Here is a 15,346-nt window from a genome sequence, read left to right as displayed (position 1 = left end):
ATGAATTGAATATAAAAACATTTTGATTCTTTAAAAATGTTCCATAATTTAGTATTATTTATATATATGGAATATTTTGTTTGTACGAAAGGGGTAACTTGATGTTTTTACAAAAATATAAGGGTTTGATTCTAGGAATAGTTGGTGCTGTTATAGGGATATTATCTTTCTTTTATCTTAAAGATTTAGATTATATGTATAGATTGGGTCTTAGATTATTTTCTATAACATTAATAACTATAGGATGGATTATTGTCGAGAATTCGAACCATTTCTATAAAAAAAAGGATAATGGTAATGTATAGATGTTACTATTCCAAAATTTTTTTTTGCGTTTTATTAATCAGAGAATCACATAGTAAGGTTAACATGTGTAATTTTAATCAACCATTTTTATAAAAACCAATCTTAAATCTACTGGAAAAGAATCTATTTTGATTAATCTCTTTTCAAATTAGATTCTTTTTATATTCCGTGGAGTAAGAGTGGGAGTAGGTACTTTTAATCAAACTTTATCATCTTAGCCAAGAAGACTCCTTCCTCAAGGAACGTGTATGGGCACAGCCCAGTGAGTTGGTGGGAGATGAATTGGCTTCGGACAAGGGATGGCAGGAAGCCATCTTAATTGTTTGAAATACATAAAGTGTTACTGGATGATTTGTAAATATTTAGGGGTTAGAAAGAGAGGAACAAAATGAAATTAGCAATTCAAACTAAAAATTTAACAAAATCTTTTGAAAATCAATCCATTGTAAGGGATTTAAACTTATCTGTTCCTGAAGGAAGTTTATATGCTTTTATCGGTCCAAATGGTGCAGGAAAAACAACAACTATGCGAATGTTATTAGGATTAATTCCATTAGATAAAGGAACGATATTATTTAATAATAAAGATATCAAAGAATGGAAAGAAGAATTATTTGAAAATGTGGGTTGTTTTATTGATTCACCTACCTATTATCCTAATTTAACAGCATATGAAAATTTAGCCTATGTACAAAAAATGATTAATAAACCTTTAGATGAAATAGATAGAGTATTAAAAACTACAGGAATATATAAAGCAAAAGATAAAAAAGTTAAAGATTTTTCTTTAGGAATGAAACAAAGGCTAGGTATTTCCTTTGCTATTCTTAATAATCCTAAAATACTAATTCTTGACGAGCCGACAAATGGATTAGACCCAGAAGGAGTACACGAGATAAGGCGTTTATTACTTCATTTAGTAAAAAATGAGGGGAAGACTATATTTATTTCTAGTCATAATTTAGCTGAAATTGAAATGATAGCAGATCACATAGCATTACTACATAAGGGTAGCTTACTCTATGAAGGGAATTTAAACAGAATTATTACTTCTGGAGAATATATTGTTCACGTGAATGATACTGCTCCCACAGAAAGGATTTTAAATACAGAGGGTATACCCTATAGCATAGAAAAAGAAGGGGTATTCAAAATAATAATAGATCAAGATAGTGTTCCTAATTTAACCAGAATATTAATTAAAAATGATATAGATATTTTTGAAGTTAGCCCTAAAAAGCCAACATTAGAGGAAGTATTTTTATCTTTAACTAAACAAAAGGAGTTACTATAATAATGCAATTTATCTTTAAAAGTGTAATTAGTGAGATGAGGAAAATTGGTGGGAGAAAATTATTATTAATTTCTTTGTTTTTTTCATTATTATCAAGCTTTTTGTGTATAAGTTATTTTATTTTTAACAAGAATAATCCTGACATGTTTCAATCTACAAATCTTATAGCAATTACAGTAAACTTTAATACACTAACGTTAAGCATTTTTTCTGCTTGTATGTGGTATTTTATCATTTCTTCTGAAAATAAATATGGTACTTGGGCCATTATTTATACAAAACCCATTTCAAAATTCAAGTTATTGGTAGCTAAAAATTTATTGTTTATACTGTTCTATTTGATCTTTAATATTTTAAATTTTTCGGTTATGGGTATCTATACTTTTATAAATGGATATGAAATATCAATACTTTATTTTTTAAAAATGTTGATACTTTGTACCATTTTATCTTTAGCAATACCATATTCTCAATTGCTTTTTCACTTAATTATAAAAAAGGGAATTCTTGCGGCATCCTTGTCAGTTATTTGGATATTTTTTATCGTAACATATGGATTATTCCCTTTAATATTTACAAAGACATTTCCAATATTTTATGCATTGAATATAGTAAGTGACGTAATGTTTAAAGAAACAACTATTTTATTATATCTTGCAAGTTCTTCAATATATATTTTAGGAATTATGTTATTGACTGTGAGTTTTAAATATTATACATATGAATAATAAAGGGTGAAATAAGTGGGTATTTTAGGTGAATATAAAAAAAGTCTTCATAATGGATTGTATATCCTGTTACTAGTATTTCTGTTGGTACCAATTAGTTTTCAAGTTTTTCTAACTGTATCGCCTCAATTAAAAGATGGCGTTTTCATGCATATAGCGATTCTGAGCCTTTTTTGTAGGTTATTTTTACCTATTGCGATAGGTCTATTAGTGTCATTTTCTTTTGTAAACGAATTCAGAAGAAAAGGATATATGTCTGCTATTTATCATGGGATCACTTTAAAAACTATATTAATTAATAAGTTTTTGTTTTGCTTAATAATTACTTTTTGTTATTTAATATGTGCTTTAGTCATAACTAGTATACCTATAGTATTAACGGTTGATAATCTCGGGACTGTTTATCAAAGAGTAAGTTTTTCTATACTTTTTATGGTAATTAGCTCTTTAATTATTGTGAATCTACATTTTTTAATAAATATAATATTTTATAAAATCCCGTTACTTTCATTATTAGTAGGGGTTATAGGTGGACTAGGTAGTTTTTTTATCTCTCATACAAACTATTGGATACTATTCCCTTGGTCATATCCAATTATGAGTCTTTATTTTGATAGCATTGAAACAAAACAATTGTATATTATTCTAATTGTATATTTATTATCGTTAATAATTTGTATATTTATGTTATCAAGTTTATATAATAAAAAATCAATGAGATGGAAGTGATTTTTAGGCGCGCATCTTTTTTATAAATTAAAGTAACAGCTTTATTTAATCATATCTATTTTATAGGAGTTAACATGTATACTAAAAGTAGGTGCAAGAATGCACTATTTTAAAAAGAGTGCAAGGTAAAAAGGAGTCCGTAAAGGGTTCCTTTTTTTGTTTTTAGAAAATGGAGCAATAAGGCTTCTAACCGCAAGGAATGCGGAGATAGCCTAATAAATTAGAGTTCGATAGAACTCTTTACTTACAAATCCCCCACTTCTAAATGAAGTGGGGGTAGTTCAAAAAATCATACTCTCATCAAAAAACGGCTTCTCAGATTTCGATATAACCAATGTTTATTTAAAAGTGAATGACATAAGACCTAAATAACAAAGGATGTGTTGTAAGTAAAAATAAGCGGTTTAAAGGGAGTTAAGGACGTTAATAAGAATTTTTTATAAAATATCTGAAAAACAAACAAATAACCTTGTAAGGTTATTTTATAAAGGTAAGGAGTGAAAATATTGGAGAATACAGTAAAAGAAATCATTGATGATTTAGAGTATCTGTTCAGGAATGGAGAAATTGGCATGGAAGTAAGTAATCCGGCTTACTATCAGAGGTTTTGTAAAGTACTGGATGCAACAGAAATGCGCTATGATTTACACATTCACGAATATGATGAGGATTCCCTAGTTGTTAAATTAGTGTAAAATACAAATGTTTTAAGGGGTTAATTTTCTTGAAGTATAAAAAGGGAATGGGGAGGAAAAGGTTATGAAAATTGGTACATCTGAATGGCTTTCTCTTAGTAAGGATATTAAGCTGAAGTTGATCCGTTTGGCTGTCATAGATAGTAAATATAAACAAGCAAAATAAAAACCCTTCATTTGCTTAACAGCAAACAAAGGGCTTAGTTAATGAGTGACTGAAGTGGAAGGAAATCTAGTCCATTTCCTTCCTTATTTATTGTAACATAAAAGGAAAAGCACAAACAAAGGAGAATTCCCATGAAAGAAATTGATAAATACATGACACCATCTGAAGCGGCTTTTTATTGGGGGATTCCTCGTGAGACAATTAAGAATAAATATAGCCCATCTCTAATGAACGAGAAGCAAATAAATGATTTAGAACGCATGTTACAAGAAGGTTTAGTGAAGTACTTTTTGCATCCTGAAGGGAAGCGTAAGGAATGGATTATAAGCCGACAGGCAATGTATGAATGGTTTGGAGAACCAAAAGACAAGTAGGAAAGGGGGATAATAATGCAAGAGGAAACATTTTCTCTCTGGGGAGGATTCAAGAGTGCATTTCGTTTGATTATTTAGTTTTGGATCGTTATATTTTTGCTATTTGGTGAAAGCTTGCTACAATAGAACCAAGTCGAATGTGAAATACCCTTAGGCAGCTCTCGTAGATTCAGGGTCTACGGGGGCTATAAATTACAACTTATAATAATTTCACGTATCGTAATTATTAATAAAAAACAAACCCAAAACCATAAGATACTTCACATCAGAAAATAAAACAGAAATTGAATTTGAATAAGCATTCCTGCGGGAGTGCTTTTTTATTTTATTTGCAGGAAATTATCACCATTTGTCGAATTATATAAGCTGAAAGGTGATAAAAATGAGTCATAGAAATCTTTTTATGCTGGCAATGAATACGTAAAAATAAAAACATTCACTTATAACGGTTAATAGGAGGAATGATCATGAAAAAATTAGCTACAATTGCATTAACAGGAGCATTAGCTTTAGGCGGTTTAACGGTTATGAATTTAGATACACCAAAGGCACATGCTGATGATTGGGATGGCTGTCATTATATCTGTGGTCCTGGCGAAACTGTGAACGGTGTTACAGTTAAAATACATTCTACACAAGTTACTTTTGGTAACAGCACAATTGCAAGAATTACAAATGACCGAGCTGAAGACATTCATTACAATGTCAGCATCGAAAAGAAATATGAAGATAATTGGGGTTATTATGATTCTTCCTTCAATTGGAAAAATCAATGGGTTCCAGCTGGAGGATATGATGAAATTTCTACTTTCACAGGACCTGGCGACTACATTGGGGACACAGGCACATACCGTTATAAAGTTGAAATTGTAAGTGCTGACGGTTCTATTGATACAATTTACACAGCTGGAATGACGGTAACAGGGCAATAGCTCATGACTGAGCTTCATTATTTATGATTGTATTTTCGATAATATCATTGATAATTGCGGTGATATTATTATTAAAATAAGCTCTTCGGAGCTTATTTTTTTATATATAGATTGAATATTAATATTCTATTAGTTACAAAGTATACTATGAGGGGTCACCATACTTGCCCATCAACTTAAGAAAACAAATCCACCCCAAAACGAAAAAATTGAACTTAATTATCATGAATAAATGCGGCGTGAAAAATGGTATTATGGGCATATTTCGAAATCTTAGTGAGCAAAGTCCTTTTAACATTATGAAGGAACTTTTTTAGTAATCAAATTTTATTCCAATTCCATAGAAAACCCACAGAGAACAAGGATGTTTTCTGTGGGTTTTGTTTATTTCAAAAGAGCTTGGGGGAAAACTCAGTTTGATCAATTTTATTTTTCTAGCACATCTGAGCGAACTAATTTTAAGTCATCTGTTTTAATTGCACCTGTTGAAGTAGATGATGGTTTTACCTGTGTAGCTGTATCCCAATAATGACCCCCTTGCCAGAACTGTGCAAAAGGTGAATTGATTGTTTTATTTGCAACTCGGGGTTCAGCCGAGATACGTGTAAAACTAGGTCATAGTAATACATTTTTTACCAAACGTTGTTTATCGGTGATATTTGTAACATAAACGTTCGTTTTTGTTACGTTTTGTATTTGGAAATAAGAAATATCCTAACCGTTGAACTAGCTGTAACAAAATACTGTATCAATAATAATCCGTAAACATTATTATTAAAATACCTTTTTGTTACACGATAATCAGATAATGGAAATAAAATACAGCCTATGACCCAAAATTACATGTATCTCGGCTGAACCCCTAAATAAAAACAAGTAAGAAAGTGGAGTGCAATTTATCTAAGAATATAGAATTTCTAACAAAAATTCTATATTATGTTATATAATGATGTTAACAAACCATATTTTAGGAATTACCCCGATTGTGTAGAATGTATATTTTGTTTTGATGAGCTAAAATATTTAGCTAAAAGAACTTGTAGCGGGGCCTGTTACAAGTTCTTTTATTTTATTTGGAGAATTACTTTTCATTAAATGAAAATACGAAAAAAAAAGAGGGATTTCCTTTAAGGACAAAAAATGAGCTTATATTTGTTTATTTATTTTATGTTACAGTTCCATATGTTAGTCAATTACAATACTGTTAAGAAGGAGTATACATAATGAAAGCAAAGAAACTTATAACGTTAGCACTTCCAATTATGTTGATGGGAGGTTGTGCTACAGATAAAACAGAGACGAAAGCAAAAGATAAAGTAGAAGCTAAGTCAGAGACGAAGGAAAAGGTAGTAAAGGAAAAGATGTCGAAAGAAGACTACCCTGACCACATGTATAAGTTAAAAAGTGATTTAGAGTACGAACTGAATAACTTTATGCAATTAGCGGCTCAAACGAAAGATAAGAGCAATGACATTCATAAATTAAACAAAGAACTGTATGAAAAAGAAACTGAAATACAAGGTATCATATCTAAATTCCATAAGATTGAACCACCAAAAGAGTTTGAGAAAGAACATGAGACAATCTTAAAAGGAGTAGACTGTTATAGTGAATCCTTTACACTCATAGTTAAGTCAGCAAAAAGTAATTCTATAACGAAAGAAAAGACACAGAAGTCAAAAGACTTAGTACTAAAAGGTAATGATTATATAAATGAGGGGTATGGCGACACACTATCTGATGCATTAACAAAAGCATCAGCGAAGAAATTAGAGGAACAGCAAAAGAATGAGAAACCTTCAGAGTTCCCGAAAGACAGTAAAGAGTTTGTAGGTGAATGGGGTCACATCGAAGGTTCTGAATTTGTTAAGGCATTAGACTTTAAAGAAGATGGTACATATACGATTTTCGATGATAAAGGTAAAACATCATTCGAAGACAATCATATGACAGGTAGATGGTCTTACAAACCAGACTCGAAACAATTCACAATGACTATTGGTGAGTATGTAAAAGACGGTCAAAAGATGGATACAAGTCAATTAAACGGGTCAGTAGACTATACGTTAGAAATCTTCTTTGAGGGTTACTTAAACATGGTAGACGGAAAAGGTAACAGAATAGATGTACAAAAACGTAAATAATATAGTACAAGCCATTATAAAGGTACTTGGAACAGAACGAAGTAATGTAAACAATAGGTTGTAACAGGTTACTGGCCAAAAGGTAGCCTGTTTACATACAAGAAACAATATATTAAAGGGTATTCAAAATGAAAGCAAAGAAACAAGGATCACAAACAAAGGGGTATATAACAATGAAACGGAAACTATTAGCAGTAGCGTTACCAATTATGTTAGTAGCAGGGGTAGGATGTTCAAATAAAGACGTTGCAGAAGATAAGAAGACTGATAGTCTGCAAGTAGCGGAAGCGGATAGTCAAGAAGTATCAAAAGGAAAAGAAAAATCAGACAATCAAAAAGTGTCAGAAACTAAAGCAGAGAAAGAGTACAAGGGTAAATTAAACGCTTTACTAGAAGACCTAACGAAACAAGCATTAGAATTAAGTGATGTCTTAAATAACGACAAGACAGTACATGATAAAGCACCTGAATACATAGAGAAGTCTGAACATCTGAAAAAGACAGCAGATAAGTTAATCGAATTAGACCCTGGCGAGAAGTATGCAGACGTACAAAACACTGTAAAAGACGCTATGTATGAAGCAAAGGCTGGTACGCTTTTAATAGCGCAAGGATTAAACTTGAAAGCCGAGGATTTAGTTCAGAAAGGTTCAGAAAAAATGGAGAAAGTTTCTAAATTACTACTTGAAGTAGATAAAAAGTTGAAAGCGCTAAAATAAAAGAGGGGGTATAACACATACCCATCAAGCTAAGATTTTAAAGTACCCCCTAAATGGAAATTTTGTGTTTTTATAGCATCGAGGTTTATTTTTCTCTTTTTGGGGATAACTTGTTTTCTTAAGTTAATGGAAATGTGGCGATACCCCACATCCATCAACTTAAGGATTTAGACTATTCTTAAACTTAAAAGCACGTTACTATTCTCTTATGTTAATGAGAAAGGGTGACGTGCTTTTTATGAATATGCATCAAAAACAAGAGCTGTCTTTATTTGCCGAAGAGTTATATCGATATATGTCTCCCGCTACACTTAATCAATTAGCTATAGAAGCAGGTGGAATGAAACGAAAACGTAAGTGCCATGGGCACCATTTTTTATCTTTGTGTGTATGGTTAAATCAACAAATCGCTACAACCTCTCTTACTCAACTTTGTAGTCAATTAGAAACTTCAACAGGAATTTTATTAAGTCCTGAGGGACTGAATCGACGATTTAACTCGGCTTCTGTAGCCTTCTTTCGAAATGTATTTACTACACTTCTACAAGCTAAAATTGGAGGATCATCTACAATTTCTCATTCTCTTTCTGCTTACTTTGAGCGGATTCGCATCCTTGATTCTACAACCTTTCAAGTTCCAGATCGATTCGCAGCTACTTATCCTGGTGCCGGAGGCTGTAGTCATACAGCTGGTGTGAAAATTCAATTAGAGTATGACTTGTTGAGTGGAGAGTTTTCTGATGTGAAAATTGAACCAGGAAAACGAAGTGATCAGGCATATGGGGCGACTCGAATGGACATGACACAAAAGAATGAACTATATATTCGTGACTTAGGGTATTTTCGTTTACAAGACTTTAAATCGATCCAAGATAAGGAAGGGTATTATTTATCGCGTCTTAAATTACCAACTAAAATATATAGAAAAGAATTCGAAACAGTGGTATTTAAAACAAAACCTGCTCAATTGAGACCGGTATATATACAAATTCATTTGGAAGACATCATGAACCAATTACAACCTGGCCAAGTGTATGAATTACATGATGTATATGTAGGGAGCAAAGACAAACTACCCACTCGCATTGTGGTTTATAGATGTACAGAGGAGCAAAAACAGAAACGTCTACATGATCGAGCTATTCGCGAAAAGAAAAAAGGGATTACATATACAGAGCGTACGAAACTTTTACAAGGAATTACGGTATATATGACAAACATTCCTACGGAATGGGTACCGAAAGAGAAAATCTATGATTTATATTCACTGCGTTGGCAAATTGAGCTGTTATTTAAAATATGGAAATCTTGGTTTCGAATTCATCGTTGTAAATCTATTAAACAAGAGCGATTAGAATGCCACCTTTATGGACAACTCATTAGTATCCTATTATGTTCTTCTACTATGTTTAAAATGAGAGAACTCCTGTTACGTAAGAAACAGAAAGAACTAAGTGAATATAAAGCGATGTACATAATTAAAGATTATTTCTTACTTTTTCATCAAGCACTACATAAAAACACCCAAGAATTATCAAAGATTCTCCTTCGTCTGTTTAACCTCCTACAGCGAAACGGACGAAAATCTCACAGATATGAGAAAAAAACAGTCTTTGATATTTTAGGTGTTGTGTATGAGTATACCACTTCTGCCCATCAGGTAGCATAGCGAAAAATTTGAAACCCGTCAGGGTTTATTTGATGTGCCTACTTTTATAACATCTATAAAAGATAATAAAAAACTACGTGGAAAGACCGCATTTTGTATAAAAATATACGTTAAGTTGATGGATGTGTGGCGGTACCCCAAGAAGCGAAAGCTGAATTAGAAAAAGAGGCATTCCTGATGCAGAGCTTCCAGGAATGCGAAATCCCGCAGGGCAAAATCCGCCTGCTTGAGTTTTACAGGAAGAAGGACGGTAAAACGATTCGTGGAATGCTCTTGATCTTCCCGGTTTAAAGCCGTTAAGGCGATAAACCGGGCTCCCCGTAGGGGAGAATATGTACTTGATTCTATGTGATATCACATAGAATCAAGTACATTATACAATATATTAATTTAGATATGAGAGGTTTTGTAATAGGAATACATGGGGGAACAACTAGAGAAGGGTCGATCACTGAGTCTGTAACGTTTATGCCGCGAAAGTCACTTGACCATGAGGGGCACCCTCATGCAAACTCACCAGAGGTGGCCCCAGAAGGGCGGTTTTTGCCCGCTGGGGTTATCTTTGGGAGTTTGAGGGTGTAGAGGCTCATGGTCAAGTGAACCGTGGAATAAAAAGTGTAGGACGGGACCCCCAGAAAAGGGCAAAAACCAAAGTGGGATTATGTAAAATGATAAGCAAAGATCTGGATTTTTTGTGATGAATACTTATTTATGGTTAGTTAATATAACGTCTTATTATCGGTAGTAAGTTTTTTCATAGAATTCTTGTATAAACAAGGATTCTTCTTTTTTTTGCATGAAATTTTGTATAAATAAAAAAGATTTGGTTGTTATGAGTATTTAATTTTAAAATTGAGTTTGTAATAGGAATTATATAAATCTATTATGTAAAGGTTATGGAAATTAAGAGTTTGAAACAAGTGGTACGTGAATTATTAGGAAAAAGGGTATATCATTGCTATAGCGAAGTTATACTTTTATTAAGAATGAACGTGGGCATAGGAAGTATAGAGAAAGTGATGTAATGGTGTTTCGTAAGGTTATAAATCTAAAGAACGATACAGACATGACATTAGAAAATGCTACAAAGCAAATAGTATCATGGCATCAAGGTGTTGAAGTATTGCCATTAGAACGACATGACGTTGAGCGCTATGAAGAACCTAATTTCAACGCTACACCGCTACAGACGATGATCCAAGAGCAAAAAGAGATCATTGAAAAGCAAAATGATTTACTTCAGGAATTAACTAAACGATTAATGGAGCAAGATGAAAGATTTATACAAAGAGAATTGGAATTATTGAACGCTATACAATCGATACAGGATTCTCAGAATTTTATAGCAATGAACTCTAGCGAAGAGATAGTGAAGAATCAAAGTCGTGATGAAATACTTTTAAAAACAATTAGAGAAGTTCAAGAAGTTAAGAGGATGATCTCAGCAAGTAAAGATAAGAGATGGTATGAGTTTTGGAAATAGTATTTTTTTAAAATTTGTTGATTATATTTTTCTTATTTTATAAATTTTAAAAAGGTTTTTGTGGTTTTTTGGGGAATTAGGTAAATATTTGTATTTGTTATGTAACTTTTTAAATAAGTTATTTTTGATAGACACAAATATTATAAAGGGGGATTCATATGTTTAAAAAAAGTGTTTTAAGTTTGTTAGTATTAGTTTCTTTTGTTATAGGAGGAAATTCTATACGTGCAGATGAATCTTATTATGTTAATAACGGGATATGCAAAGACATCGAAAAAAATGTAGAAGAAAATAAATATGTAAAAAGTTGTTTTAAAGTATTTCCTGTTTCTCCTCTTGGTTCATCATTAAAAATACCAAATGATTTTTTATATGATGATGGTATTTATAAAGGGATTTTATATTTGACTCACAAAGAATATTCAAAGCATTCTGTTGTATCTTATTATGAAGGTGTTTTAAATAAATATAAGTAAAGAATATATACTTAGTAAGAAATTATATATTCTTTATTATTTTTTAATAAAAAACCAATTCTTTTGATTTATAGGAATTGGTTTTTTATTTATAAATTTTTGATTAGGGTTTTAGTTGTTTTATTTTTCAGTTTAATTGTAAAAAATTATTTACTTTTTGTATGAAATATATTACAATCCAATTAGTGGAAATTATACGATAGAAGAGAGGGAAGACATGCTTGAGAATAATATAGCGGTAGGAAGAGCTGAAAAAAAGTGGACACAACAGCAATTAGCAGATGAAGTAAATGTTAGTCGACAAACTATAGTAGCTTTAGAAAAAAATAAATATAACCCTTCTTTAGTATTGGCTTTTAAAATTGCTAATTCGTTGGAAAAAGATATAAATGATGTATTTCGTTATGAGGAGGATAAATAATGGGTAATATTGCTGTAACTTTAGTTTTGGTTTTAGTTGCATTAGTTTTTATAGCAGAGTTTTATAAAGGATCTTTTGAAAGGCAGATGGAGTCGAAAGATGAGAGAGGTCAAATACTTATTTTTAAGGTGAAGTCTTTATCTTATAAGATTTTATCTTTTGGTATTTTAATTGGAGTAGTAGTTGTAGCAATATTTAAGTTAATGGATAAGGAATATTTTATTTATTACGTAATGCTTGTATTTTTTATTCAAAGTATAGCTTCGTCTGTTTATTTAGCAGTTGTTCGAAAAGCATAAAAAAAAATAACACTTTATATTTGAAATAGGAATTATGTAAAGTGTTATTTTTTTTTTGGTTTTATAGTTGTTGGTGAATTTCGGCTGGTGATTTTTTTCTTTTTTGTATAATCGTTAAAGCTTTGTTATATTTTTGTTTTAAATAAGTAAATATGGATTTATATTCTTTATCTGTTAAAAATAGAAGTTGATTAGATATCATAATAAATGAAAAGCTAAAGAGTCCCATTACTATAGCGATACCTAGATGCATACCAATTATGCCCATCATACCAATATATTTTGTTTTTTTATTAAATAATAAAAATGGAAAAGCTAATTGTACAATTACTGTTATATAAGATCCTGTAACTAACATTAGATCAGATGAATGTATTAAGTTCTTGAAGAAAGGATGAGAGAATTCATCAACTTGTAAAACGTAATATAAAGCCGTACCATTTTGCCATAATTCACCCATTGCTTTATGAAGACCTGAAGTAAGATATAGTATACTTACTTGAACAAGACATGCGAGTATGGATAAGTTATGTAATAAATTTCTTAAAGAAATATTTTCAGTATTAGTAGTTGTAGATGGATTTATATTTTTTTTATTTTTTAAATAAGAGTCTAATGAAAAGTATTGAGTAGTATTAGCGAATAATAAATAGAATAGTAATATACGAGAAATATTATCTCCACCATCTAATATAATATTATTTTGAGTCATTAAAGACCAGATGAAAATGAAATTTAGGAATGATATTATTTTTCCTTTATAACCAAATAAAAAAAGTATTGCTATTAAAATCCCTAAATGATAGATAATATTGAAATATAAGTTAGATGTACTGAGACTATATAGAGAAAAATTGTTAAAAAAACGTTCTTCTGGACTTAGGTTTCCCATACTCATTAAGCCATTAGATCCCCATAAAAAGTAACGTTGTGAGTAATGAATTGTATAGTTATAAAGAATGATAAATCCAAATGCAATTCGGATTAGACTAGCTCCTATAAGCATATGTTTTTTTTGATTTAATAAAATCAACTTATTAATCATTGTTTTTCACTCCTTTGTACTAGAACATAGATATAACATTTTGTGGTTTTGCCCAATCAAGTTCAATATAACGTTTTTCATTATTAGGATTTTTTTCTTCTTTTTTTGAGAAAGGTATTGGGTTAGATTCTACAAGAAGAACTTTAAATTCTATAATATCTTTATTAGGATAGGCGCTTTTAAGATGTGCTTCAGCGTATCTGTTTAATAAATTATTTGATATTTTTTCAGCATTTTTACTTCTTTCATTTTCAACTAAATGTTTATATTCTTCTTTATCTAATTTCCCGTTGTTTATTTTTTTGATAACCTCTTGCATTGTATCATCGCTTTCTTGTCTTAAAGCAAATGCACCTCTAGGAATTCGTAATAAACGATTATATGGTGTAAATCTATTTTCTTGATTTTCCTTAATCATGTAGTCAACAATATCGATCCAACCAGTAGTCGTAGTATCATTATCTGATTTGATTTTGGCTTTTACAAAAAATTTACTATTTGTTGTTACTGGTGCAGGAGCAAATAGTCTCCAGTTTTGAGTGAAAATAGGATCCATATAGGCTGATAATTGTTTATTGTATTTAGCTTTTATAGGATTAGATGGAGTATTATAAATAAGGGTTATGGCAAAATGAAATATGAAAGCTGTACATAATAATCCAGCTATTAATTTTTTCCACATTATTATCACCTCACTAATTTTTTTAAGCTTTTATTGATTTCAAGATAAAAGTTTATGTTTTTTTATTTAAGGTATAAAATATTAATTATATATATGTAATGAATTTTATAGTTACATAGTTAAACGAGCCAATTCTTACTTTGTAGTAAGAAAGGCTCGTAATTATGTTTTGCATAGTAAACAAACAATTAATAGTCAAAAGTTATATTTATGTCTTCATAATCAAGACTATTAGTGCTATTGTTTCCAAAGGCAGCATTAGCAACTGCTTTACCAACTGCTTTTCCAACACTAAAGGCACCTGCTGCAGCTACAGCTCGTCCTGCTGCGGCGAAAAATTCTTGTGGTGGCTGAATATTTTCATTTGAGGATTCTACGGCAATAGTTTCCTCATTAATTGGAGCTGCTTTGGCTGTAGTAGAGTTAAAAGCTGCTCCACCTAATAGTAAAGAAAGTGCTAATCCCGATCCAATTATTTTTTTTATTATTGTCTTCGACCCCCTAAAGAATAAATCTACAGATCAAAAGATGATTTTACATCTTCGTATTCATAACTAGGAGCATCTGATGAACTACTTCCAGTTATTTCTCGTGCAGCTTTTTGATGTGCGAAATATCCCCCTACCCAAGCAGCTCCTTTTGCTGCAAGGCGATGTGCAACAGCCAAGAGTTCTTTTGGTGGTTCAATGTTTTGGTTTGCAGATTCTACAGTAATATTTTTTGCTTCATCGATTGGAGCTGCTTTGGCTGCAGTAGAGTTAAAAACTGCTCCACCTAATAGTAAAGAAAGTGCTAATCCCGATCCAATTATTTTTTTTATTATTGTCTTCGACCCCCTAAAGAATAAATCTACAAATCAAAAGATGATTTTACATCTTCGTATTCATAACTAGGAGCATCTGATGAACTACTTCCGATTACTGCTCGTGCAGCTCTGTCACCTGCTAAATATCCCCCTACCCAAGCAGCTCCTTTTGCTGCAGCTCGTCCTAACATTGCCGCGAATTCTTTTGGTGGTTCAATGTTTTGCTTTGATTCTACAGTAATATTTTTTGCTTCATCGATTGGTGCAGCTTTAGCTGCAGTAGAGTTAAAAGCTGCTCCACCTAATAGTAAAGAAAGTGCTAACCCTGATCCAATTAATTTATTTTTCATTTTAATACTCCTTTAGATTTACTTTTATA

General features: G+C 31.2%; 18 protein-coding genes and 1 pseudogene. 15 read left to right on the top strand and 4 right to left on the bottom strand.

Annotated features, from left to right (window positions below):
• Window positions 1-101: 101 nt before the first annotated feature.
• The 15 genes and pseudogenes from QUF93_RS02265 to QUF93_RS02195 all read left to right on the top strand — a co-directional run bounded on the left by QUF93_RS02265 (window position 102) and on the right by QUF93_RS02195 (window position 12,435).
• The gene (locus QUF93_RS02265; RefSeq protein WP_070144057.1) at window positions 102-305 is read left to right on the top strand and encodes a hypothetical protein; all 204 of its coding nucleotides are present in this window, start codon (window positions 102-104) and stop codon (window positions 303-305) included.
• Between the two features lie 389 nt (window positions 306-694).
• Window positions 695-1,600 carry an ABC transporter ATP-binding protein gene (locus tag QUF93_RS02260; protein WP_070144056.1) on the top strand — a complete coding sequence of 302 codons (906 nt, stop codon included), beginning with the start codon at window positions 695-697 and terminating at the stop codon, window positions 1,598-1,600.
• 2 nt (window positions 1,601-1,602) lie between these two features.
• Complete coding sequence (locus tag QUF93_RS02255; RefSeq protein ID WP_289361314.1) at window positions 1,603-2,328, top strand: ABC transporter permease; 726 nt, start codon at window positions 1,603-1,605, stop codon at window positions 2,326-2,328.
• A gap of 15 nt (window positions 2,329-2,343) precedes the next feature.
• Entirely contained in the window at window positions 2,344-3,057 is a 714-nt protein-coding gene (locus QUF93_RS02250; protein WP_289361313.1) for an ABC-2 transporter permease family protein, read from the top strand.
• 506 nt (window positions 3,058-3,563) lie between these two features.
• Window positions 3,564-3,752 carry a hypothetical protein gene (locus tag QUF93_RS02245; protein ID WP_000432338.1) on the top strand — a complete coding sequence of 63 codons (189 nt, stop codon included), beginning with the start codon at window positions 3,564-3,566 and terminating at the stop codon, window positions 3,750-3,752.
• Window positions 3,753-4,049: 297 nt separating this feature from the next.
• Complete coding sequence (locus tag QUF93_RS02240; RefSeq protein ID WP_002139963.1) at window positions 4,050-4,292, top strand: helix-turn-helix domain-containing protein; 243 nt, start codon at window positions 4,050-4,052, stop codon at window positions 4,290-4,292.
• Between the two features lie 467 nt (window positions 4,293-4,759).
• On the top strand, window positions 4,760-5,224 hold the full coding sequence (locus tag QUF93_RS02235) for a hypothetical protein (RefSeq protein ID WP_070144052.1): 465 nt from the start codon (window positions 4,760-4,762) through the stop codon (window positions 5,222-5,224).
• A gap of 1,223 nt (window positions 5,225-6,447) precedes the next feature.
• Window positions 6,448-7,368, top strand: a complete 921-nt coding sequence (locus tag QUF93_RS02230) for a DUF7018 domain-containing (lipo)protein (RefSeq protein ID WP_002205046.1) — start codon at window positions 6,448-6,450, stop codon at window positions 7,366-7,368.
• 173 nt (window positions 7,369-7,541) lie between these two features.
• Window positions 7,542-8,087: a DUF7018 domain-containing (lipo)protein gene (locus QUF93_RS02225; RefSeq protein ID WP_033732631.1), complete on the top strand. Its 546-nt coding sequence runs from the start codon at window positions 7,542-7,544 to the stop codon at window positions 8,085-8,087.
• Window positions 8,088-8,325: 238 nt separating this feature from the next.
• Window positions 8,326-9,756: an IS4-like element ISBce2 family transposase gene (locus QUF93_RS02220; RefSeq protein WP_080019313.1), complete on the top strand. Its 1,431-nt coding sequence runs from the start codon at window positions 8,326-8,328 to the stop codon at window positions 9,754-9,756.
• A 126-nt stretch (window positions 9,757-9,882) separates the two neighbouring features.
• Window positions 9,883-10,047 (top strand): hypothetical protein, encoded by a 165-nt coding sequence (locus tag QUF93_RS02215; protein ID WP_289361305.1) that lies wholly within the window; start codon window positions 9,883-9,885, stop codon window positions 10,045-10,047.
• Between the two features lie 679 nt (window positions 10,048-10,726).
• Window positions 10,727-11,239, top strand: a pseudogene (locus tag QUF93_RS02210) (DUF3967 domain-containing protein); the annotation flags it as partial.
• 158 nt (window positions 11,240-11,397) lie between these two features.
• Window positions 11,398-11,715 carry a hypothetical protein gene (locus QUF93_RS02205; protein WP_070179052.1) on the top strand — a complete coding sequence of 106 codons (318 nt, stop codon included), beginning with the start codon at window positions 11,398-11,400 and terminating at the stop codon, window positions 11,713-11,715.
• 217 nt (window positions 11,716-11,932) lie between these two features.
• Window positions 11,933-12,136: a helix-turn-helix transcriptional regulator gene (locus QUF93_RS02200; protein WP_070179076.1), complete on the top strand. Its 204-nt coding sequence runs from the start codon at window positions 11,933-11,935 to the stop codon at window positions 12,134-12,136.
• A complete protein-coding gene (locus tag QUF93_RS02195; protein WP_025689547.1) occupies window positions 12,136-12,435 on the top strand; it encodes a hypothetical protein in 300 nt (99 codons plus the stop codon). The genes QUF93_RS02200 and QUF93_RS02195 overlap by 1 nt, the downstream gene beginning before the upstream one ends.
• A 61-nt stretch (window positions 12,436-12,496) precedes the next feature.
• Here the strand turns inward: QUF93_RS02195 and QUF93_RS02190 are convergent, their stop codons facing one another.
• The 4 genes from QUF93_RS02190 to QUF93_RS02175 form a co-directional block, all read right to left on the bottom strand.
• On the bottom strand, window positions 12,497-13,480 hold the full coding sequence (locus QUF93_RS02190; protein ID WP_081340368.1) for an HTTM domain-containing protein: 984 nt from the start codon (window positions 13,478-13,480) through the stop codon (window positions 12,497-12,499).
• Window positions 13,481-13,499: 19 nt separating this feature from the next.
• Window positions 13,500-14,162: a DUF5819 family protein gene (locus tag QUF93_RS02185; RefSeq protein ID WP_070179075.1), complete on the bottom strand. Its 663-nt coding sequence runs from the start codon at window positions 14,160-14,162 to the stop codon at window positions 13,500-13,502.
• A gap of 514 nt (window positions 14,163-14,676) precedes the next feature.
• Window positions 14,677-14,829, bottom strand: coding sequence for a hypothetical protein (locus tag QUF93_RS02180; RefSeq protein WP_157797784.1), 153 nt, complete (start codon window positions 14,827-14,829; stop codon window positions 14,677-14,679).
• Window positions 14,830-15,011: 182 nt separating this feature from the next.
• Window positions 15,012-15,317, bottom strand: coding sequence for a hypothetical protein (locus QUF93_RS02175; RefSeq protein WP_070179073.1), 306 nt, complete (start codon window positions 15,315-15,317; stop codon window positions 15,012-15,014).
• Window positions 15,318-15,346: the final 29 nt, after the last annotated feature.

It is taken from the genome of Bacillus hominis (assembly GCF_030348325.1).
GTDB lineage: Bacteria > Bacillota > Bacilli > Bacillales > Bacillaceae_G > Bacillus_A > Bacillus_A hominis.
Note: the sequence above shows the minus strand (reverse complement) of the source record. Positions and strands in the feature narration are given on the sequence as shown.

What these genes read in the sequence shown, in the direction of transcription:
- QUF93_RS02190 (WP_081340368.1), bottom strand. Translation starts at nt 13,480, where the DNA reads ATGATTAATAAGTTGATTTTATTAAATCAAAAAAAACATATGCTTATA.
- QUF93_RS02205 (WP_070179052.1), top strand. Translation starts at nt 11,398, where the DNA reads ATGTTTAAAAAAAGTGTTTTAAGTTTGTTAGTATTAGTTTCTTTTGTT.
- QUF93_RS02230 (WP_002205046.1), top strand. Translation starts at nt 6,448, where the DNA reads ATGAAAGCAAAGAAACTTATAACGTTAGCACTTCCAATTATGTTGATG.
- QUF93_RS02235 (WP_070144052.1), top strand. Translation starts at nt 4,760, where the DNA reads ATGAAAAAATTAGCTACAATTGCATTAACAGGAGCATTAGCTTTAGGC.
- QUF93_RS02220 (WP_080019313.1), top strand. Translation starts at nt 8,326, where the DNA reads ATGAATATGCATCAAAAACAAGAGCTGTCTTTATTTGCCGAAGAGTTA.
- QUF93_RS02175 (WP_070179073.1), bottom strand. Translation starts at nt 15,317, where the DNA reads ATGAAAAATAAATTAATTGGATCAGGGTTAGCACTTTCTTTACTATTA.
- QUF93_RS02225 (WP_033732631.1), top strand. Translation starts at nt 7,542, where the DNA reads ATGAAACGGAAACTATTAGCAGTAGCGTTACCAATTATGTTAGTAGCA.
- QUF93_RS02260 (WP_070144056.1), top strand. Translation starts at nt 695, where the DNA reads ATGAAATTAGCAATTCAAACTAAAAATTTAACAAAATCTTTTGAAAAT.
- QUF93_RS02195 (WP_025689547.1), top strand. Translation starts at nt 12,136, where the DNA reads ATGGGTAATATTGCTGTAACTTTAGTTTTGGTTTTAGTTGCATTAGTT.
- QUF93_RS02255 (WP_289361314.1), top strand. Translation starts at nt 1,603, where the DNA reads ATGCAATTTATCTTTAAAAGTGTAATTAGTGAGATGAGGAAAATTGGT.
- QUF93_RS02185 (WP_070179075.1), bottom strand. Translation starts at nt 14,162, where the DNA reads ATGTGGAAAAAATTAATAGCTGGATTATTATGTACAGCTTTCATATTT.
- QUF93_RS02265 (WP_070144057.1), top strand. Translation starts at nt 102, where the DNA reads ATGTTTTTACAAAAATATAAGGGTTTGATTCTAGGAATAGTTGGTGCT.
- QUF93_RS02240 (WP_002139963.1), top strand. Translation starts at nt 4,050, where the DNA reads ATGAAAGAAATTGATAAATACATGACACCATCTGAAGCGGCTTTTTAT.
- QUF93_RS02200 (WP_070179076.1), top strand. Translation starts at nt 11,933, where the DNA reads ATGCTTGAGAATAATATAGCGGTAGGAAGAGCTGAAAAAAAGTGGACA.